This is a genomic window from Actinacidiphila sp. DG2A-62, from assembly GCF_035825295.1.
In the GTDB taxonomy this organism is placed as follows: Bacteria; Actinomycetota; Actinomycetes; order Streptomycetales; family Streptomycetaceae; genus Actinacidiphila.
The window spans coordinates 3,039,688-3,060,343 of sequence record NZ_JAYMGI010000002.1; the positions used below are offsets into that span (position 1 = coordinate 3,039,688).

Here is a 20,656-nt window from a genome sequence, read left to right on the forward strand (position 1 = left end):
GTGACTCAGTGCTGGTAGCCGTACACACCGCGCGACTGGTCGCGGACCAGTCGCCCCTTCTCCAGTTCGATGACGCGCTTGCGCATCTGGTCGACGATGTTCTGGTCGTGGGTGGCCATCACCACGGTGGTGCCGGTGCGGTTGATCCGGTCGAGCAGCCGCATGATGCCGACCGAGGTCTGCGGGTCGAGGTTTCCGGTCGGCTCGTCGGCGATCAGCAGCATCGGGCGGTTGACGAAGGCCCGGGCGATGGCCACGCGCTGCTGCTCGCCGCCGGACAGCTCGCCCGGCATGCGGTCCTCCTTGCCGGCCAGGCCGACCAGGTCGAGAACCTCGGGGACGGTCTTCCTGATGGTGCCGCGGGGCTTGCCGATGACTTCGAGGGCGAAGGCGACGTTCTCCGCGACCGTCTTGTTGGGCAGCAGCCGGAAGTCCTGGAAGACGGTGCCGAGCTGGCGCCGCATGTGCGGGACCTTCCAGTTGGACAGCCGGTTGAGGTCCTTGCCGAGGACGTGCACGAGACCGGTGTCGGTGCGCTCCTCGCGCAGGATCAGGCGCAGGAAGGTCGACTTGCCCGAGCCGGACGAGCCCACCAGGAAGACGAACTCGCCCTTCTCGATCTCCAGCGAGACGTCCCGGAGTGCGGGACGGTTCTGTTTGGGGTAGGTCTTCGAGACGCTGTCGAATCGGATCACGTTCGCACCAGGTTTGCGGGGGGAGCGGACAGGGGATAGGGGCGACACTACCCGGCGCGGCGGGGGCGGCGCAGTCGCCGACGGGGGTTGGTGGCCCGCCCCACAGGGCATACCGGGGCAAGGGCGTCATCCCGCTCGGGACGGCGTCCGGGCGGCCCTTCGCGGCGGAACCTGGCACAGTAGGAGGCAGGGGGAGAACCGCGCGCGAGGCGTTCGCGCCGAGTGGAGCGGGGCCCCGAATGGAACGATTTCCGCGACGTGGGCGTTCACCGGACCGAGGAGGAGATCACCATGACGGTCGACCGGCTGGTGTGCGCGAACTGTTCCGGCCCGGTGAGCGAGGGCCGCTGCGCCGTGTGCCGCGCCAACCGCGCGCGCCTGCAGCAGGAGAACCCCTGGTCCTCCATATCCCCGCTGGCCCTGATAGCCCTCCTGGTCGCGCTCCTCACGGTGGCCCTGGTGGTGGAGCACGCCACGGCGTGAGAGCCGGCGGTGCCGCAAAGCCACGCCCTCGCGGTCACTTCAAGGGCTGCGCGCCCAGGTGGTACCTGAGCCAGTCAGTGCCGCCCATTGCCGCCACCCCGGAGTCGACAAGCCGCTTCGCCTCTGCCGTGTAGTAATGCCCGGCTAGCCAGGACCGGCTGCCCGACACAGTGTTCTCCACCCATGCCCCCTTGATCATTTTCGACCCAGCCTGCTTTCGACACCTTTTCCAAAGAGTCATCAGGGGCGTGTCGTCGGTCATCGCCGAGAGCACGGATACGCGAATCACCGATTCGGACTGCTCTCCTACAGAGATAAACAGCGAGTTCGGATTCGCCTTCGCGTATTCAAGGGCCGACTGGACGTCCAGGTTAATGGGCTCAGGGTTCAGCGACAGGCGGTCGACCACAACTTCCGGCTGCCCCGCCTCCTTGCCGATCTCAGCCTCGGGTCCGACCAGTCGAGCTTGATACGCGGGGAAGAACTGCTCCTCCACGAGGATCATCCCGGAGTCGGCAGCCCACTCTCGCACCATCGCGCAGATCTCACGACGATCACCATGAAACTGAAGCGATATCTTCATCCTGCCTCACTAGTTGTAGGCCACGAAGTGCATCTCGATTCCAATTCCTTCGAGATCTTGAAGCGCTTCAGCTTCTCTCTTGATAGGGGCGCCCGACCGCATCGATTGCTTTCCGACGTTGATTCCGTACAGCGATCCATCCGCTCGCTGCACGAGAATATCTGGGCGTCTCGACCCTTTGAATCCGCCGGGAGTGGCGAACTCCCTCTCTGGCAACCTTGCTCCTCCAGCAATGACCTCCCCATCGGACACCTGGTCAGCGACCTCGGCGATCTTCAGATTGTGCGGGCCGGTACCTGCCGGCTTTGGACCCCGCATCATCTGAGGCCGTCCACCGTTCGCGCAGTCGCATACGGAGCGATGGCGCGGAACAGACCCGCCGCAGTTGTGGACCAGGACCGGAGTGGCCCCCGCCAGGACATAGTACGAGTGGAGGTCGGTGACCGTCAGGTCGTAGGTGGTGGCCCGGCGGTGGTAGCTGCGGACCGCGGTCACGGTCGCGGTGGTGCCGTCGGGCTGGCGGAGGACGGTGCCGGCAGTCAGGTCGCGCGCATCGGTCCAGCGGTGGTGGGTGACGTCCCAGAAGGGATGGTGCCAGGTGGTCGTCAGCTTCTGGGGCGGTGCGTTGGGCTGCCGGTCTGAGTGGACGGCCAGGTCGGTGAAGTCCCGGTCAGTGTGGGTGACGATGACCCGCTGCACCTTCTCCGGCTTCGTGACCCCGGTCTGCGGATCGGTGGCCAGCACCGTGTCCCCGGCCTTCACCTTGGCGATGGGTTTCGAGCCGCCGCCGGCCAGCCGCACCGGGGTGTCGGCCAGGAAACTGTGTACCGGGCAGCCCGCCGCCTCAGCCGGCTGTGGCGGCAACTCGTCGGCCAGGTCGACTTCTCTGTCGAACTTGGCGAGTTCGCGCTCGGAGCGGACGGCCGCGAGCGCGTCCTCCGCGTCCTTCTCCAGCATGGTGGCGTCTTTGAGTGCCACCAACGCCTTGTCCAGCGCCCTGGCAATCTTGAGCGCTTTGCCGGCGACGCGTATCGCCTTGAAGACCTTCGTCCACGGCACGAAGTTCGCCAGGGTGCTGATACATCCCATGGCGCTGCCCTTGGTGATGCAGTCGATCGCGTCGTCGACACCGATGACCGCGCCGATGAGGTTGAGCAGCTGATGCGTCAGGCTCTGCTTGACCTTCTTCGCAGCCTCCTGCGCGGCGTGGGCCGTCGCCTTCTTCTGCTCCGCCGCGTGCTCCTCGTTGTCGAGTTGCTTCGTCGACGCCGTGCTGGTGCTCGTGCCCTTGGTGCACTTGCCCTTGTGGCAGGACGCACGGCCCGGGTTCTCGGGGTCGACGGGGCCGTCGGTGATGATGTCGCCCGAGCCGTCGCCCTTCGGTGTCCCGATGCCGCACAAGTCGGCCGGGCAGGCGCCGCTGGGATCGGAGCTGCTGACCGGGTCGTTGCCCGAGTACGCGTAGGCATTCCATGTCTGCGGCGCACCTGGTGACAGCAACGCGTCCGGCGTCAGGAAGCGCCCGGTCGACGCGTCGTACTCACGTGCTCCCAGATTGGTCAGACCGGTCTCGTCGTCCTGCTCGCCACCGACGAACCCGCGGTCGCCGACCCATCCCGACGACGCCGTGCGCAGCTGGCCGAACGGCAGGTACTGGCGCCGGGTGACCGCGCCCGTGCTCGCGTCGATCTCGATCTGACCGGTACCGTTCTGGTCCCCGACCAGGTACGCGAAACCCGCGGAGGAGTGCACGGCGACGGTCATCCCGGCGATGGCTATGTAACGGACCCCCGTGGCCGTGCTGTCCCCCGCCTTGAGCGTGACCTCCTCGTCGGGCAGGAACAGCACGCTGCCGCTGCCGTCGCGCCGCAGCAGCAGGTTGCCGTCCGCGTCGTACACGTACGACGTCGCCGTGGACTGGCCGGTCTGAGCGAGCTGGGTGAGCTTGCCCTCGTCGTCGAAGGTGAAGGTGTCGATCCCGGCCGAGGTGGTGCGCGTCGAGACGTTGCCTGCCTTGTCGTACGTGTAGTCCGTGTTCTTGTCGACGACCGGGGCGCCCGGCGTGTGTGAGGCCACCTGCGCGAGGGCATGGGCAGGCCCTCCGGACGCCTTGGCGTCGGTGTAGGTGGAAACCGCGTCGTCGGCACTGTCGCCGGTCAGGTCGTGATCGATCTGGGTCTTGCGGTCGCCGGTCGCGTCGTAGGTCCACGACTGCCAGTACGGAGCGGGTCCGCCGACGGTCGCCGCGGAGCCGGACGACGGTGTGGCCGCGCACGCGTCGGTGGCCGTCCATGCGGCGGTCAGCCTCTGTGCGTAGTCGTAGCCGAAGCATTGGGTGTCGGTCTGGCCGGTCTCCAGCTGGTCGCTGATCCGCGTGATGAGACCCGACGGCAGATAGGTGTAGTTCGCGTCGTCCGCCTTGACCCGGCCCGAGTCGGTGACGGTGAGCTGGTCCTTCAGCCGACGTGTCTGCTCGTCGTAGCTGTAGGTCGTGTTGACGACGTTGCCAGACGGACCGAACGAGAACTGCTGTGGCTCGTCGTACTCCGTCCAGCTGAGTTTGTCGACGTAGTCCCAGCTGCCGGCGTCGCCGCCTGCGGAGGTGGGCCGGCCGAACGCGTCGTATCCGTAGCTGACGGTTTCCGACGGCAGCGAACCGGCCGCGCTGTCGGTGTACGAGTGGAGGTTGCCAGTCGGGGTGTAGGTGCGGTCGGTGATGTACGTGCCGGCCGGGTCGGTGCCGTCGGGCGAGGGGGGGATGACAGTCTCGGTCGACTGGGTCCAGCCGTGGCTGTCGTAGCCGAGGATCTTCTGGGTGTAGGCCAGCCCGTTGTCATAGCGCGTGGAGGAAGTCGGCAACCCCTTCTTGAGGGTGTCGTAGGTCCACGACGCCAGCTCGTTGGACGCGGAGAGGGTGGCTGTGGTCGTGGTGTCGTACTCGGCCGTTTTGCGGCCCAGCACGTCGTACGCGTTGGTGATCGTGTCGCCGCGGGCGTCGGTGGAAGTGAGCTGCTGGCCCGCCAGGTCGTAGGTGCTGCTGGTGGTTCCGGTGTCCGGGTCTGTCTGCGACACCTTGCGGCCCAGCAGGTCGTATGTCGACGACCAGACGTTGCCGTCGTTGTCCTTCTGCCCGGTCTGATGGCCCGCGGCGTCATAGCTGTAGGTCACGGCGTCGGCGGGGCCGCTCGGGGTGGGGCCGTGATACGTGAGCAGTTCGACGGTCTGCCCGCGCGCGTCGGTGATGGTCGACGTCGCGGTGCCGCCCTGCGGAGGCGTGACGTCGGTCCGGTCGGAACCCGGGTAGGCCGTCGTGGTGCGCCAGGTCTCGGTCGCCTTGGAGTACGCGGCGGACGCGGTGACGCGGCCGGCGCCGTCGTAGAACGTGCCGGTCTCGGTGGCCACCTGGTTGTCCGGGGCGTAGACGAGGGTGCTGTCGGGTGCGCCGCCGTTGTAGTAGGGGCCGTTGACCTTGACCGTCCAGCCGTGGTCGTCGTACGCGGTGTCGGTGATGACCCGGCCGCCGTCGGCCGTGGCGGTCTGCACCTCGCGCGGCCGCAGCAGCGAGTCGAAGATGCTGACCGACGTCCGGTAGGCAGTGGCGCTTCCGTTGTCGACGAGGCTCTGGGTGGTCACCGTCGAGGGCGTGGTGCCGTTGGACAGGCTGTACGAGTACTTGGTGTTGGGGTCCGCTCCCAGCGACTGGGAGAATCCCGGCTCCCACACGGCGGTCACCCTGCCGAGCGCGTCATAGGTACTGCTCGTGACATAGCCGGCCGCATCGGAGGTGGACAGGGTCAGTCCGCGCGCAGGGTCCAGCTTGCTGGTGGTGGCGAACCCCTGGGTCTGGTTCGGCAAGCGGGGTTGCGTCACTTTGACGACGGCCGGTGCGGCTCCGGTGGCCGGGGTGTACTGAGTCGTGGTGGTACGGCCGAGAGCGTCGGTCTCGCTCAGCGACCGTCCGTACATGTCGTACGCGGGGTTGCCCGTGGCCGGATCGGTGAACTGCATGGCCGTCACGTAGTGCGGCGTCCCGTCGGCGGCCACCGAGTCGGCGCGCTTGACCATGGTGACGTCGCCGGGGCCGGTGAGCGCCGCTGTGTTGCTGGACGCGCCGTCGAAGAAGGCCTCGTCGTCGCTGATCAGGTCCGCCGGGTAGTGCGGGGTCGCGGAGCAGGCCACGGCAACGGCCTGGACCCGGCGGGGCGCCGGCAGCAGGTTCCCCTTGGTGTCCGCGGCGTACCAGGTCCGCTCACAGCGGTCGTCGCTGGTCAGGCCGGTGTCGCCGAGATCGTCGACGGCGGTCGGAAGTCCCGTATCCTGGTCGTAGCTGTAGTCCGTCTCAACGGTGCGCGGTTTGCCGTCTGCCTTGGTCGTCGTCACCCGTTCACTTGCGACGTTCACCATGTGGGCGGTCAGGACCGGGAGGCCGGCGGCGCTGCGCGACTGGGAAGCGGTCGGCTTGGCGCTCTCCCAGGGGTCACTGACCGCATCGACGAGCCGGGCGCCGCCGTCGCCGTTGAACGTCTGGGACTCGAACACCCGGCCGGCGAACTCGTCCTTGTCGGCGACCTTGTCGTCCCCCGCTGTGTCGGTGAGCTGGACGGAGCGTGTGCCCGAAGCCGTCTTGTCCCCGTCCATGCCACGGAAGTACGTCGTCCGCTGGAGCGTCACCACACTGGGGTAGGACCCGGTGCGGGTCTCGACCTGGCCATATCCGCGCCACTGGTTCCACGTGCGGTACGCCGCCTTGGTGCCGGGGTCGTCGGCGAAGTGCCAGGCCGGATCGCCCACATACGTGTAGACGGTCTCCACGGGCAGCCCGGCACCGGCGGGATCCTGCTCGGTGACGGAGTGGACAAGGTACTTGTTGAACCAGTCGAGCTGCGGGGTCACCTGGCCCGGCGGCGTCCAGTACGCGGGATAGCAGAGCAGGTAATTGTCGTCCGGGCTGGACGGCAGCACCACGGTGTTGAGGCGGTGGCAGTCCGCCTCGGTGTAGGTGATCTGCAGGACCTCGCCCGACTCGGTGGTGATGGTGTTCATCCGGTAACGGGCCAGCGGCTGGTAGCCGTCGAGGCCGTCCACCCGGTTGACCATCGCCTTACCCGTGAAGGTGATGGGCTTGAGCGCAACGGATCCGCCGTCCAGGCCGGTCCGGGTGATAGAGGACAGCCACGCGACGGGCGTGGTGGTGTCCTTCGCATCCATGGGCGGCGGGAACGTGTGCGTCAACGTCCAGGAATCGACGTTCTGGTAGGCGCCGGAGACCAGGATCTGGGTGCGGATGCCGGTGAGCCAGCGGGTGGTGAAGTAGGCGGGCCCGTGGTTGTTGCACGTCCCCGACGACGCGCAGATCTGGTCGAAGGGCACGTCGGGCCAGTGGAAGGCGTTGGCGGACGTGAGTTTGGCGGGGGCGCAGTCGAACGAAGCGCTGCTCAGGCACCGTTCCGCGGTGTCGAACCAGACCTGGGCGGCGGCGGGCGTGCCTGTGGTGTCGTAGACCTTGCCGGCCCGCTGGCCGTACTGGATCTTCGTCAGGTACCCGCCGCGGGTGTACGGGACCGGAGCGGTGGCGTTGTCCGCGCCGTAGTAGCCGGTCTCGGGCACGTACCAGTAGCTCATCGCGTTGCCGTGGTCGTCGACGACGTAGTCGAGGTTCCAGCGGTAGGCCTGGTTGCAGGCCGAGGCCGCGAAGGTGGCGGCGTGGCACGGCTCGCCGGAGTTGTTGCCGTAGACGCGGGCGGTCCATACGGAGTTGGTGACCGGGTCGTCGTCGGCGGTCGTCGTGGTGCCGTGGTCGGACCAGCCGGGAAGCTGGTTGCGCCCGAAGTAGTAGGTGGTGCCGTCCTGGGTGGTGACGGTGAAGTAGCGGTGCTCCTTGTCGGGATTGGCGGTGTCGGTGGAGACGGCAACCGTCTCGCCGCTGTCGCCCTGCGGGTGCCAGGTGCCGGTGGCGTCGTCATGGACGAGGGTGTTGGAGGCGCCGTTCAGGGAGAGGGTGATCTGGTCGGTGGCGTCCGACCAGCACTGGTCGCCCGTGGCGGGCGTGCCGCCGGCGGCATCATCGGAGCAGCTGCCGTACGACTCCTCGACGAAGCCCGGCGAGTAGTCCCAGCCGTCGCCGATCCAGGAGGCCTGGGGAGAGGTGGACGAGGTGCGGCCGTCCACGCTCTGGGAGCTGTAGGCCAGTGACACGGACGGCTGGAGCCCTCCGGGAACCTGGGGTGTGCCGATGCCGTAGGACCATGTGAAGTCACCGGTGGAGCTGCCGCCCGACCACTGGCCGGAAGGAGTCAGGGAGGTCGCCGAGAAGTCCCCGCCGCCGCCGGACGCCCCCGCGTCGGCGGCCACGACGGCGTCGGGGGCGAGCGGGACGGCGGCGGACACCGTGTGGGTCGCCGCGTCGTTCGTGGAGGGCAGCGGCTGCTCGATCCGGCAGGCCGGCAGCGCCGGGGTGGTCAGCGCGCAGGCTGGGAGGGACACCAGACGCAGCCGGGTGCCCCAGTCGGCGCCGTACGCGTCGCGGAAGGCGCCGTAGTCCACGCCGATGTCGACCCCGCCCGTCCCGGTGCCGCCGTCGGTTCGGGTCACCTTCAGGACCAGACCGTCGATGTGGAGGCGTTGGGCCGCCTGCTGAGCGACGACGGTGACCCGGGCCCGCGTGACGGGGACAGACGTGGAGGGAGCCGAAATGGCGCGGGTGGACGGGGAAGAGGCCGCAGTCGCACGACCGGGCACCGGTGTCTGGGCGAGGCTGACAGGGAGACCAGCGGCCCGCGTCGCCGTCGACCTCACCGACACGTCCGTGGAGCCGGCTTCCGGCCAGGTGTGGTGTGCCGCGGCGGCATCCCAGCGCGGCATCGCCGGAACCTTGACCGCGTGGGGGCTGACCGGCCGGACCGGTACGGACTTCTCCCTCTGCGGTGTGACGTCTTAGTGCGGCGTCGAGCTGGCTGCGGCGGGTCCGCCCGCAGCGATCGGAACGACGAGCGCGACGACGGCCGCCCACAGGCCCCATGCCCAGGATTTGCGTCCGCTTTTCACCGATCGACGGCACAAAGGCATGCCGATTTGACTGCGCACCACAGACCCCCCCAAGGGCATGTCAGGCCGAAGGCTGAAGGTAGCAACCAGCAGGACCGCGAGGAGGATTCCGAGGCGAACACAGTGCAAAAAATATCTCCTCGCATACCCATCGAATGTTAAAAATCGCAGGACGATGCAAGGAAAACTGATCTTCGCGACATATTCGTGCGGCATTGGTAGATAACGGACTTCCCATGCATAACCAGTGCAACGAGCCACACGGTGGCACCACGCCTACCCGCATCTTTGACGGCCCGTCATGGCCCGGTGACTCCTTGCCGCCTCGAACGCATGGGTATTACTTTGCTCCGGGTTGTCTCTTCTTTCGATTCACGCAGGGGTGGGGATGCATAGAAGAATGCGCATGCGCGGCGTCGGCCGGAAGAAAAACGGACGATGGAGATCCGCTTTTGTGGCGGGCATCCTCCTGGCCGGAATACTCCCGACGACAGGGCTGGCGGGAACGGCGGCCTCGGCCGCGGCCGACACTGCACCGGATGTTCGGGGAACACCGGCGAACGTGGTGGAGGCACCGCAACCGAAAGACCCGGACCACCCACCGGGCACGCCCCTCGCGTCCCGTGAGAGCGACGATGGGATGACCGCGCCGCAACGCGCGGCCCTCGCCGCCGCCCAGGACCAGGCTGCCACGTCCGGGGAACCCGTCCGCGTCGACGCACTGACCACCGAGACGTCGACGATCACCGCTGATCCGTCCGGGACCACGACGTACCAGTCGAATGTGCTGCCGGTCCGCGTGCGCAAGGACGGTGCCTGGACCCCGGTCGACGCGTCGCTCGTGCGGAACCCGGACGGGTCCTACAGTCCCGCCGCCGCGTCCGGCCCGCTGACACTCTCGGGTGGTGGCAGTACGCCGCTGGCGGTGATGGGATCTGGAGACGAGAAGCTCGCGATCGACTGGCCGACCACCCTGCCGGTTCCCGACGCCTCGGGGAACCAGTTGATCTATCCCGATGTGCTGCCGGACGTCGATCTGCGGGTCACGGCCACGACCCTCGGCGGCATCTCCGAGGTCTTGGTCGTCAAGTCGGCTGCAGCGGCAGCCGATCCAGCGCTGAAGTCCCTGGCGCTGCGCACGCACGGTACAGGGGTCAGCCTTCGGGACGGCGGCGCCGCGGGGCTCGCGGCGGTCACCTCGTCCGGTGACATCGCGTTCAGCGCCCCGGCGCCGATCATGTGGGACTCGGCCCGTCCGGCCGGCACCCCGCAACCAGCGACGGCGGCTGCGGCTGCGGCTGCGGCTGCGGCTGCGGCTGCGGCCGAGCGGGCCGACGCGACGGATTCCGCCGCAAGCACTGCTCCCCCACCGGGCGCGCACATCGCCCCGATCGGCACCCGGTTGGACGGCAGCGATCTCGTCCTGACCCCCGATCCGGCCATGCTGACCAATCCCGACACCGTCTACCCGCTGTACATCGACCCGAGCTGGAACCCACACCCCGCTTCGGCGTCACGTCAGCACTGGAGCGAGGTACAGAAGGGCTGCCCGACGCAGAAGGACAACTACGACTCGACGAAGTACGGCGACCCCGGAGTCGGCGACAACACCTACTCGGGCTGCGTCGGTGTCGAGCGGTCCTACTTCCAGTTGGGACTGCCGTCCGTCATCCGCGGCACGACGACGCACATCGTGAGCGCGGTCGTCAACGTGACGGAGACCTACGCGGCCCAGTGCGACACGACGAGCACCATCAACATGTACCTCACCGGAGCGATCGACTCCCCGTTCTCCTGGAACACGCAGCGAGGCCCCAGCACGAAGATCGGCTCACACGCCTTCGCTCCCGCCTGCACCTCTTACGTCTCAGGAGGGTTCAACGCCGCCTCGATCATGACCAAGGCGGCGCACGGCAGCTGGCCGGTGCTCGCATTCGAGCTGATCAACGCCAACGAGACGAACGGCTACTACTTCAAGCGGTTCGCGACCAACCCGTCGATGAGCATCACGTACAACCATCCGCCCAACATCCCGTCCAAACTGTCGATCCGGGTCAACTCCGCCACGTACGGCTGCGCGACGACGACGCCGTACCCGATCCTGGGCAAGACCGTCGCCACGACGCCTCCGTCCATGGACTCGGTCCTCTCCGACCCCGACAAGGACGCGGTCCAGGCGACGTACACCTACAACGCGTCCGGTGGCACGACGGCGACCGTCATGAGCGCGGACATATCGAGCGGACAGCACGCGCCCGCGAGCTTCCCCTCGGCGTGGATCAAGGGCCTCAAGGACGGCTCGGTCGTCGGCTGGACAGTGTCGGCGAGCGACGGCGAGGACTCCCACGGCTACGGAACGACATGCCACTTCATCGTCGACCAGCGCGCCCCAGCCGAGCCGACTGTGACGTCCAACGGGAACCTCTATCCCGACATCGACGCCGGCGACACCCCGGGAGCGCCCGCCGGAACCGCAGGCACCTTCACCGCGAAGGTCAATCCCGGAACGACGGGGAACAACGCGTCCAAGTTCGTCTTCGGGCTGGACACATCGCCACCGACCTCCGGGGCACCGGCCTCCCAGACGGTGACCGCAGTCAACAACGCCGCCTCTTACACCGTGACTCCGATCGCCCCCGGCACGCACACCCTCTATGTGTATGCCCTCGACACCGCAGGCAACGAGTCCCCCGCGCACGAATACCACTTCACCGCTGTGGGCCACGTCTCCAAGACGTATCCCAGCCTGAGTGCGGCCTTCAACAACACGGCGGTGAGCAGCGATGCCACGCCCGCAACTGCGAACGCGGACGGGGCAGGTGACTCCTTCTCCCTCCAGGACCTGGAGCAGGCGGGCTGGAACCCGGGCCAACACGTGACAGTCGACGGAACCGACTTCGCCCTGCCGAATTTCGGGTCCGGCCCCGACAATGTACTGGCCGCGAACCAGACGATCAGCCTCGACGGACAGAAGGGTGAATCGCTCGTCTTCCTGGCGACGGCGACCAACGGGAACAGCGCCGCAGATCACGATCCGGGCGACCACAGCAGCCCCTACGTACCCGACGGAACGACGATCGCCGCGAGCAACTGCACCTATGCCAACAACACCGCCCTAGACTGCAGCGAGACGAGCGGGAGCATCACGTACAGCGATGGCCAGACCGCGCCGCAGTCCTACTTCCTTTCCGTTCCTGACTGGGTGACGGGCCCTGCCACACTCTCCGCCCTTTATTTCACCCACCGCAACAACGCGGCAGGGCAACTGACCTCCGCTCCAAGGCTCTATGCGATCGCCGTGCCGATTGCCAGGAACGTACCGGTGGCGTCGGTGACTCTGCCGGATCTGGCGAACGGCGTTGCGGGGCGCACCCCGGGCCTCCACATCTTCGGGATGGCGGTACGCGACACGACGTCGGGCCCCGACAGCTCGCGGTGGACGGGGGCCTGGAGTTCGCCGAGTGAAGCCAGCGCCGTGAACTTCACGGGCACGGACTACGGTGACCAGACGTTCAGAATCGCCGCCAGGCCCAGCGTGAGTGGACACGCGGTCCGGATCAAGCTCTCGAACCGCGGCGGCGTCGCACCGCTGACCATCGACCATCTGACGTTCGCCCAACAGGCGACGGGCGCGGCGTCTGTCGCCGCGCCGACGGACGTGACCTTCAACGGTTCGGGTCACATCGTCATCCCCATCGGGGGAAAAATACAGTGACCCTCTCACGACACCCGTCACGGCTGACCAACCCGTGCTGATCAGTTTCCATCTGGCCAGCACGGTGCATTACATCGCCTATCACTCGCAGGCACCGGCAGCCGTCAGTTACCTCAGCGCGCCGGGCAGCGGAGATCACACAGCCGACGTCTCGGCATCTGCGTTCACCGGGACCGGCACCACCTCTGGCTACTTCAGCGATGTCGTCACCGGCGTCGATGTCGTCACCGACACCGACACGCAGACCGTCGACGTCATCGGCGACAACTTGGTGGACGACGACATATCCGGAACCCACCCGCTGCGGGGAGACGGGCGATGGAGACTGGCCGGCAGAATCGCCACCGCCGTGCAGGCGGATACGAGTGGAAACGCGCATTACGGAGTGGTCGCGGGCGACATCCACGAAAACCGCATCTCCGTCGACGCCGCCCACGGGCACGGAGGAGGCTATTCACTTCTCACTCGACTGAGTTACGACATCCTCTCGGAACCGAACCTCACTACGGTGGTCGTCGACGAGGGTCTTCAGGACATCGTCTACGGCACCGACGACACGGCGCTCACCACTGCCTATCAAGTCTTGCTCGACCAACTGAAGGCATGGGGCATCAGGGCAGTCGTCATGAACCTCACGCCATGCGAAGGCTATGCGGGCTGCACGGCCGCCGCTGACGAGAACCGCCAGGCGGTGAATGTGTGGATCAGCGATCTCACCGCTGCCATTCCGCCCGGCGTCCAGTCGCTGGACGCGAATGCCGCTGTGGCCGTGGACGACCCGAACAGCACTACGGACCCGGCACAGCAGCAGATCAGCAGCCAGGCAGCACCGCTGGACTTCGACGCCGGTGACCACGTCAACCTGTCCGCCGACGGCTACGCGGCGTTGGCGGCTGTTGTCACCAATGATCTGACGGTGCTTGGGCCGTCGGTGGCGGGTTAGGAGCCGCTGAGACGCCAAAGGCGGGTCCGGGGTGAGCCGGGCCCGCCTTCGCGGTGGTACGGGTGAAGCGTGGTGCCTCAGGCGGCGTCGCCGCGGCGGGCGAGGCGCGGGGTGAGGCGGAAGCCGACGCCGCCGGCGATCAGGGTCGCGGCGCCGATGATCATGAAGGTGGTGCCGCTGGAGCCGGTCTCCGCGAGTTGGCTCGTGGTCTGGCCCTGCGCGACCTGCGCGGTGTTGTCGGTGCCGGGGTTGTTGTTCCCGCAGTCGACGCTGTCACCGGTCAGGGTGCAGGTGTTGTCGTTCCCGCCCGAGGTCGAGGTGCCCCCGGAGGTCGAGGTGCCCCCGGACGTCGAGGTGCCGCCGGAGGTCGAAGTGCCGCCCGAAGACGACGACCCCCCGGTCGTGGAGCTGCCGCCAGACGTCGAGGTGCCGCCTGTCGTCGAAGAACCACCGGTGGTCGGCGTGCCGCCGTTGTCACCGCCCGTCGTCGGGGTTCCACCGCTGTCACCACCGGTGGTCGGCGTGCCGCCGTTGTCACCACCGGTCGTCGGGGTTCCACCGCTGTCACCACCGGTGGTCGGCGTGCCGCCGTTGTCACCACCGGTCGTCGGGGTTCCACCGCTGTCACCACCGGTGGTCGGCGTGCCGCCGTTGTCACCACCGGTCGTCGGGGTTCCACCGCTGTCACCACCCGTCGTGGGCGTACCGCCGCTGTCACCACCGGTCGTCGGCGTACCGCCGTCCTCGCCACCGGTCGGGATCGTGCCACCGCTGTCGTCACCGCTGGTGCCGTCCTCGCTCTGACCGAGCTGGACGCCGATGTGGAGGCCCGTGGAGGTGTTGCTGCCGTCGTTGGTGACGGCCTGGGCCGCGCCGACCGCGGTCAGGGACGCGCCTGCCGCGATCACGGTCGCGGCTGCGAGACGCGTGATGCGGACGCGCGTGGTGCGCTTGCTCATGTGTGAAGAACCCCCAGTGAGTCAACTGCTTCGGGGCCGCGCAGACATGGGCGGGTGCGGTGCCACTGGAGGGACCGGATGCGCTCGCCCCCGTGCGCTTACGCCTCAATCATGCGCATGCCGCGCAACACCCTCGCGGCTTTCCCGGGGACCGTCAAGGTCATTAAGCACGCAATGGGTGAATTGCCCACGCCTGCCCATCAGTTCTGCACAGCACTGTGACATGAACGATGCCGGGACCCTCCCCGGAAGCACACCTTCCGCCTCGGGCCCGGCACCTCACCGCCGCGCGCGCCCGCCGGCCACGCTCCGGCCACGCGCCGATCGCGCTCCGGCTATTTTCCGACCGCGCTCCGGCTACTCCCCGCTCTTCTCACGGGACTTGCGCCAGCGGATCCCCGCCTCGATGAAGCCGTCGATGTCGCCGTCGAGCACCGCCTGCGGGTTGCCCACCTCGAAGTCGGTGCGCAGATCCTTGACCATCTGGTACGGGTGCAGGACGTACGAACGCATCTGGTTGCCCCAGGAGTTGCCGCCGTCGCCCTTGAGCGAGTCCATCAGCGCCTGCTCCTCCTGGCGGCGCCGCTCCAGCAGCTTGGCCTGGAGGACGTTCATCGCGCTCGCCTTGTTCTGGATCTGCGAGCGCTCGTTCTGGCAGGAGACCACGATGCCGGTGGGGATGTGGGTGATGCGCACCGCGGAGTCCGTGGTGTTGACGCCCTGACCGCCGGGACCGGACGCCCGGTAGACGTCGACGCGGAGGTCCGACTCGTCGATCTCGACGTGGTCGGACTGCTCGACCACCGGCAGCACCTCGACGCCGGCGAAGGACGTCTGGCGGCGGCCCTGGTTGTCGAACGGCGAGATGCGCACCAACCGGTGCGTGCCCTGCTCCACCGACAGGGTGCCGTAGGCGTACGGCGCCTTGACCGTGAAGGTGGTCGACTTGATGCCGGCCTCCTCCGCGTACGAGGTCTCGTAGACCTCGGTCGGGTAGCCGTGGCGCTCGGACCAGCGCAGGTACATCCGCTGGAGCTGCTCGGCGAAGTCCGCGGCGTCCACGCCGCCGGCCTCGGCGCGGATGTTGACCAGCGCCTCGCGGGCGTCGTACTCGCCGGACAGCAGGGTGCGGACCTCCATCTCGTCCAGCGCCTTGCGGACCGACTCCAGCTCGCCCTCGGCCTCGGCGCGGGTGTCCGCGTCGTCCTCGGCCTCGGCCAGTTCGAAGAGCACGGCCAGGTCGTCGATCCGGCCGCGCAGGGCCTCGACCTTGCGCAGCTCGGCCTGGAGGTGCGACAGCCGGCTGGTGATCTTCTGCGCGTTCTCGGGGTCGTCCCACAGGGAGGGGGCCGCGGCCTGCTCCTCCAGCGCGGCGATATCGGCCCGCATCCGGTCCAGGTCGAGGACGGCCTCGATCGACCCCATGGTCGAGGAGAGGGACTTCAGTTCTTCGGATACATCGACGATCGCCACGTGGCCCAGCCTACCGGCTGGTCGTGCGAACGACGCCGCCCCGCTCGCCGCCGCGGTCCAGCCCCCCGCTCCCCCGGCTACGCCGGCGCCGTCGCCCTCGTGAGCGTCCCGTGCGCGGTCGGCGCGTACAGCTCCAGCGTCCCGGCGGCGCCCGCCGCGCCGACGGGGCCGCCGCCGAGCCCGGCCGGCAGCGGCGTCGCGGGTCCCTGGAGCGCCGACGCCCGGCCGGCGGCGAACACGTACAGCCGGCCGCCCGCGACCAGCGCCTCCGGACGGCCGGCCCCCGCCGCGTCCAGGCCGTCGACCACGGACGACGGCCGCCACGCGCCGCCGGAGAACGGCAGCCGCAGCACCGCGCCGTCCGCCTTGCGGACCACGAACGCCTCCAGCGTGCCGCGCCCGCGCGAGACCAGGGCCGGCGCGGAGGTGATCCGCCCGGCGGTCGGCACGAGCGCCCAGGCGTTCCAGCGGCCGTCCACCAGCGACGCCGTCACCAGGTCGCCGCCGACCCGGTCCACCAGGTCGATCCGGCCGGGTTCGGAGGAGGCCGCGGCCGGGGCCGCGTCGAAGTGCGTCCGCTCGTCCACCTGCGACCAGGCGTTCCAGGAGCCCGCGCCGGCCGCGCCGGACGCCGGGCCGGTGTACGTGCGCCGGTACAGCAGCCCGTCCGTGCCGGCCGCGAACAGGTCGATCCGCCCGGCCCGCGCCGAGACGACCGCGGGGTCGCCCTGGGTGCTTATCCCGGTGAGCTTGTGCCAGGGGCCGTAGCCGGAGCCGTCCCGGGTCACGTACCAGACGTTCTTGTCCTCGCCGCGCGCGAAGACGTACGTCGTGTGGCCGAGGACGACCGCGCGCGGGCCGCCGGTCAGGGGCACGCCCGCCGCCGGCACGTCCTGCGCGGCGCTCCACCGGGGCAGGGCGACGGGAGCGCCGGTGCGGCCCTGGGGCGAGGCGGCGCCCGCGGTGGGCGCGGTCGGGGTGCCGCCGCGACCGGCGGTCGGCGCGACGGACGAGCGGGCGGCGCCGTCCGCCGAGGTGTCGGGCGCGGCGGACCGGTCGTCGGTGGAGGCGCCCGGGTCCTTGCCGCTGCCGCCGTGGTCGGAGCCGGAGGAGCCCGCGGAGGCGATGCCCCAGCCGCCGAGCCCGGCGACGGCCAGCGCCGCGGCGGCAGCGGCGGCGAACTTGATCCGGCGGCTGCGCACCGCGTCGGAGACCGCGCGGTGGCGGGGGCTGGCGGGGCGGTCGGGCGCGGAGGCCCGCAGGGCGCCGGCGCCCGGCCCGCGGCCGTGCCTTTGCCGGTCCCGCCGTGTCCGGCGCCGTTCTTCCCGGTCTTCCCGGCGCCCCGGCCGCCCGCGCCCTTGCCCGCGGCCCGTCCGGCGCGCGAGGCGGCGCCGTACCCGGCCAGCTCGTCCGCGGTCGGCAGTCTGATGCTGGTGTGGGTGTCCCGGCTGGAGTCGGGCGCCGCGCCGCGCACCAGCGGTACGGCACCGCGCCGCCGGTCGGCGAAGCCGGTCACGGGCGCGGCGGGAGCGCCCGCGCCGCCGGTCGTCGGGCCGCCGACGCCGCCGCTCGCGACTCCGGGACCGCCGGCCGCCCCGGGGGCACCGGAGACGCCGGAGACGCCGGAAGCGCCGGGAACCCCTGCCGCGGCGGCGGCGCCCGCGGCCCCCGGCTCCGCGTCCTCGTCCGCGTAACCGTTCTCCGCCGCCGCGCCGTCCGCGCCCGGCGGCGCCACGTCCAGGGCCGGCAGCCCGGCCAGGTGCGGCAGCAACTCCCGCAGCCGGCCCCGAGTTCGCCCGCGGTCAGCCGGGAGGCGGGCGCCTTGGCCAGGCACTGCGCGAGGATCTGCCACAGCTCGTCCGGCAGGTCCGGCAGCGGCTGCACCGACTCGGTGACGTGCCGCCGCAGCACCGCGCCGGGGTGCCCGCCGCCGAACGGCGTGAAGCCCGCGAGCAGTTCGTACAGCACGGTGGCCAGCGCGTAGATGTCGACCGAGGCGCGCGGCGGCAGGCCCTCGATGATCTCGGGCGCGAGGTAGTCGGGGGTGCCGATGATCCGGGTCGCGCGGGTGCGGCGCGGGGAGTCCACCAGGCGGGCGATGCCGAAGTCGGTGAGCAGCGCGGGCGGCGCGCCGCCGGGTCCGGCCGGGGCGGCCGAGTCCAGCAGGACGTTCTCGGGTTTGACGTCGCGGTGCACCACCCCGCCCGCGTGGGCGGCGGCCAGGCCGTCGGCCACGTCGGCGGCGATGGCGACGGCGGCCTCGGGGGTCAGCCGGCGCTCGCGCTCCAGCCGGGAGCGCAGGTCGGTGCCGCGCACCAGGTCCATCACCAGCGCGAGGTCGGCGCCGTCCACCACCAGGTCGCGGATGCCGACGACGCGCGGGTGGTCCAGGGACAGCAGCGCGGTGCGCTCCTGCACGAAGCGGCCGACGAGGTCCTGGTCGGAGGCGAGGTCCTCGCGCAGCAGCTTGATGGCGACCGGGCCTTCCGGGCCCTCGCCGAGCCACACCGTGCCGGCGGAACCCCGCCCGAGCACCTGGTGGGCGGTGTACCGGCTGCCGATCTTCCTGGCCAAGGCTGCTCCGACTCCTCCGAAGGTCCGTCGCGTTGGCGACAAAGCTACGCGGAACCAAGGCCGTTCGGGGTACGCGTGGACGGTGAGGAGTCGTTCTGCCGGAGAAATCACCCTCCGGAAGTCGACAAATCCCCACGCCAGGTGTTACGTCCGCCCTCACGCCAGGTGTGACGTCAGCTCCGCGCGGACTCCCCCGCCGAGCGGCGGGGCGCGGTGGCGGGGCCCGGTGGCGCGACACGTGCGGCGGGACCCGAGCGGCGGGACCCGGCCCGGTCAGTTGCCCGAGCCGCCCGACCCGCCGCCGGAGTCACCGGTGATCGCGGAGACCTTGTCCCAGGCGGTGTGGACCCAACTCGACGTCGCGTCCCACAGGTTGCGCGTGCTGTTCACCCAGTCGGGCAGCGGCGTGGTGTACCAGACCACCACGAAGATCACGATCAGCACGAGGATCACCGTCAGGCAGCCCTTGAGGCAGCCGAGGCCGGGGATCTTCATCGGGTTGGCGCCGCGGCGGCGTTCGCGCGGCGCGCGCGGTTCGGGGGCGGGGCGCTCGGGAGCGGCCGGGCGCCGCGGCTCGTACCGCTGCGGCTGGGGCTCGTAGCGCTGCGGCTGGTACTGCTGCGGCGCGTGGCCGCCCTGCTGCCCCTGGCCGTAGCCGCCGCCCTGCTGCTGGTACGGCTGCCCGGACCGGCCGCCGTACGCCTGTTGCCCCTGGCCGTAGTGCTGTCCTTGGCCGTACTGCTGCCCGCCGTACTGCTGCTGCGGCGGCGCGGGGGCCTGCTGCGGCTGGCGGCGCGGGCGGCGGCGCAACGGGTCCTGCTCGGGGGCGAGGTACTGGACCTCGGTCTGCTCGTTGCGGTGCCGGGCGGCGCTGAGCTGCGACTCCCAGGGGTGCGGGCCCTGCGCCTGCGCGGGCTCCCCGGGCTGTCCCTGCTGCCCCGAGTCGGGCACCGGCGGCAGCACGCGCGTGCCGTCGCCGCCGCGCGGGCCCTGTCCGGCCGCCCCCGCCGCCCCGGCCGCGTCCGCGGGCAGCATGCGCGTCGCGGCGTCCGGGTCGTACGCGGGCGCGGCCGAGCCGCCGGGCAGCACCTGCGTCGGGTCCGCGCCGGGCGCGGCGGAGCCGGCGGGCAGCACCTGCGTGGGGTCCGCGTCCGAACCGCCCTGGCCGGCGCCGGTGCCGGGCACGGGCGTGGGCTCGGCGTCCGGGCCGAGCAGCGCGGCGACCCCGAGCGCGGCCTCGGCCTGCGCGGGAGTGGCCCGCGCGCCGACGCCGGCCGCGACCACCCGCAGCGCCCTGGCCAGATTCTCCGCGCTCGGCCGCTGGTCGGGGTCCTTGCGCAGGCAGCGCTCGATGACCGTCCACAGCGGCTCGGGCACGCCGGAGGCGCGCGCCGGCTGCTCGTGGAGATGCGCCTGGAGCACCTCGATCGCGTTCTCGCCGCGGAACGGGGGGCGGCCGGTGACCAGCTCGTACAGCAGCACGCCCGCGCCGTAGACGTCCACCGCGGAGGTCTGCGGGCGGCCCTGCGCGGACTCCGGCGCGACATAGGCGGGGGTGCCGACGAACTCGTGGGTGCGGGTCACGCCGGGCGAGTCGGCGAGCCGCGCGATGCCGAAGTCGGTGAGCATCGGGTGCATCCGCTCGGCGCCGTCCTCGCCCGCGACGGTCGCGAGCAGCACGTTCGCCGGCTTCAGGTCGCGGTGCACGATGCCGTCGGCGTGGCTGGCGGCCAGCGCGTCGGCGACGGCGGCGGTCAGCAGCGCGGCGCCGATCGGGCTGAACGGGCCGTTCTCACGCAGGTAGCGGTGCAGGTCGGGGCCGTCGACCAGGTCCATCACCAGGGCGAGCAGATCGCCCTCGACGACCAGGTCGCGGACCCGGACGATGTGCGGGTGGCGCAGCCTGACCAGCGCGGAGCGCTCGCGCAGGAAGCGCATCACCACGTCCGGGTCGCCGGCCAGCTCCTCCTTGAGCACCTTGACGGCGACGGCGCTGCCCTCGTCGTCGCGCACCCGCCCGCGCCAGACGGTGCCCGTGGCGCCGCGCCCGAGCGGCTCCTCGATGAGGTACTTGCTGCCTACCGGCCGCACGTCGTGTGCTCCCTCGCTTGTCGTGCCCGTCGTGACTGTCGTCGACCGCTCGCGTCCGCTCGCGCCCGTTTGTGGCTGCTCGCGTCCTGCTCGCGT

10 protein-coding genes and 1 pseudogene are annotated in these 20,656 nt (G+C 70.2%); 3 read left to right on the plus strand and 8 right to left on the minus strand.

Going from position 1 to position 20,656, the window contains the following annotated elements:
- Nucleotides 1-5: 5 nt before the first annotated feature.
- Complete coding sequence (ftsE, locus tag VSR01_RS13450; protein ID WP_326449463.1) at nt 6-695, minus strand: cell division ATP-binding protein FtsE; 690 nt, start codon at nt 693-695, stop codon at nt 6-8.
- A 291-nt stretch (nt 696-986) separates the two neighbouring features.
- Here ftsE and VSR01_RS13455 point away from each other — a divergent pair, with 291 nt between their 5' ends.
- The gene (locus tag VSR01_RS13455) at nt 987-1,178 is read left to right on the plus strand and encodes a hypothetical protein (RefSeq protein ID WP_326453639.1); all 192 of its coding nucleotides are present in this window, start codon (nt 987-989) and stop codon (nt 1,176-1,178) included.
- Nucleotides 1,179-1,212: 34 nt separating this feature from the next.
- Here VSR01_RS13455 and VSR01_RS13460 read toward each other — a convergent pair whose 3' ends face one another.
- Both VSR01_RS13460 and VSR01_RS13465 read right to left on the minus strand, forming a co-directional pair.
- Complete coding sequence (locus tag VSR01_RS13460; protein WP_326449464.1) at nt 1,213-1,761, minus strand: hypothetical protein; 549 nt, start codon at nt 1,759-1,761, stop codon at nt 1,213-1,215.
- A gap of 9 nt (nt 1,762-1,770) precedes the next feature.
- Nucleotides 1,771-8,352 (minus strand): RHS repeat-associated core domain-containing protein, encoded by a 6,582-nt coding sequence (locus tag VSR01_RS13465; protein ID WP_326449465.1) that lies wholly within the window; start codon nt 8,350-8,352, stop codon nt 1,771-1,773.
- Between the two features lie 907 nt (nt 8,353-9,259).
- Here VSR01_RS13465 and VSR01_RS13470 point away from each other — a divergent pair.
- Entirely contained in the window at nt 9,260-12,520 is a 3,261-nt protein-coding gene (locus tag VSR01_RS13470; protein ID WP_326449466.1) for a hypothetical protein, read from the plus strand.
- 34 nt (nt 12,521-12,554) lie between these two features.
- Entirely contained in the window at nt 12,555-13,463 is a 909-nt protein-coding gene (locus VSR01_RS13475; protein WP_326449467.1) for a hypothetical protein, read from the plus strand.
- A 77-nt stretch (nt 13,464-13,540) separates the two neighbouring features.
- Here VSR01_RS13475 and VSR01_RS13480 read toward each other — a convergent pair whose 3' ends face one another.
- The 5 genes and pseudogenes from VSR01_RS13480 to VSR01_RS13500 all read right to left on the minus strand — a co-directional run bounded on the left by VSR01_RS13480 (nt 13,541) and on the right by VSR01_RS13500 (nt 20,560).
- Nucleotides 13,541-14,422 (minus strand): hypothetical protein, encoded by an 882-nt coding sequence (locus VSR01_RS13480; RefSeq protein ID WP_326449468.1) that lies wholly within the window; start codon nt 14,420-14,422, stop codon nt 13,541-13,543.
- Nucleotides 14,423-14,779: 357 nt separating this feature from the next.
- The gene (gene prfB, locus VSR01_RS13485) at nt 14,780-15,895 is read right to left on the minus strand and encodes a peptide chain release factor 2 (RefSeq protein ID WP_326449469.1); all 1,116 of its coding nucleotides are present in this window, start codon (nt 15,893-15,895) and stop codon (nt 14,780-14,782) included.
- Between the two features lie 77 nt (nt 15,896-15,972).
- Entirely contained in the window at nt 15,973-17,097 is a 1,125-nt protein-coding gene (locus VSR01_RS13490; protein WP_326454012.1) for a hypothetical protein, read from the minus strand.
- A gap of 158 nt (nt 17,098-17,255) precedes the next feature.
- Nucleotides 17,256-18,469, minus strand: a pseudogene (locus tag VSR01_RS13495) (serine/threonine-protein kinase); the annotation flags it as partial.
- 273 nt (nt 18,470-18,742) lie between these two features.
- Nucleotides 18,743-20,560, minus strand: coding sequence for a serine/threonine-protein kinase (locus VSR01_RS13500; protein WP_326449470.1), 1,818 nt, complete (start codon nt 20,558-20,560; stop codon nt 18,743-18,745).
- Between the last annotated feature and the right edge of the window lie 96 nt (nt 20,561-20,656).

Excerpts from the sequence above, each read along its gene's own strand:
- VSR01_RS13455 (WP_326453639.1), top strand. The coding sequence starts at position 987 with ATGACGGTCGACCGGCTGGTGTGCGCGAACTGTTCCGGCCCGGTGAGC.
- VSR01_RS13460 (WP_326449464.1), bottom strand. The coding sequence starts at position 1,761 with ATGAAGATATCGCTTCAGTTTCATGGTGATCGTCGTGAGATCTGCGCG.
- VSR01_RS13480 (WP_326449468.1), bottom strand. The coding sequence starts at position 14,422 with ATGAGCAAGCGCACCACGCGCGTCCGCATCACGCGTCTCGCAGCCGCG.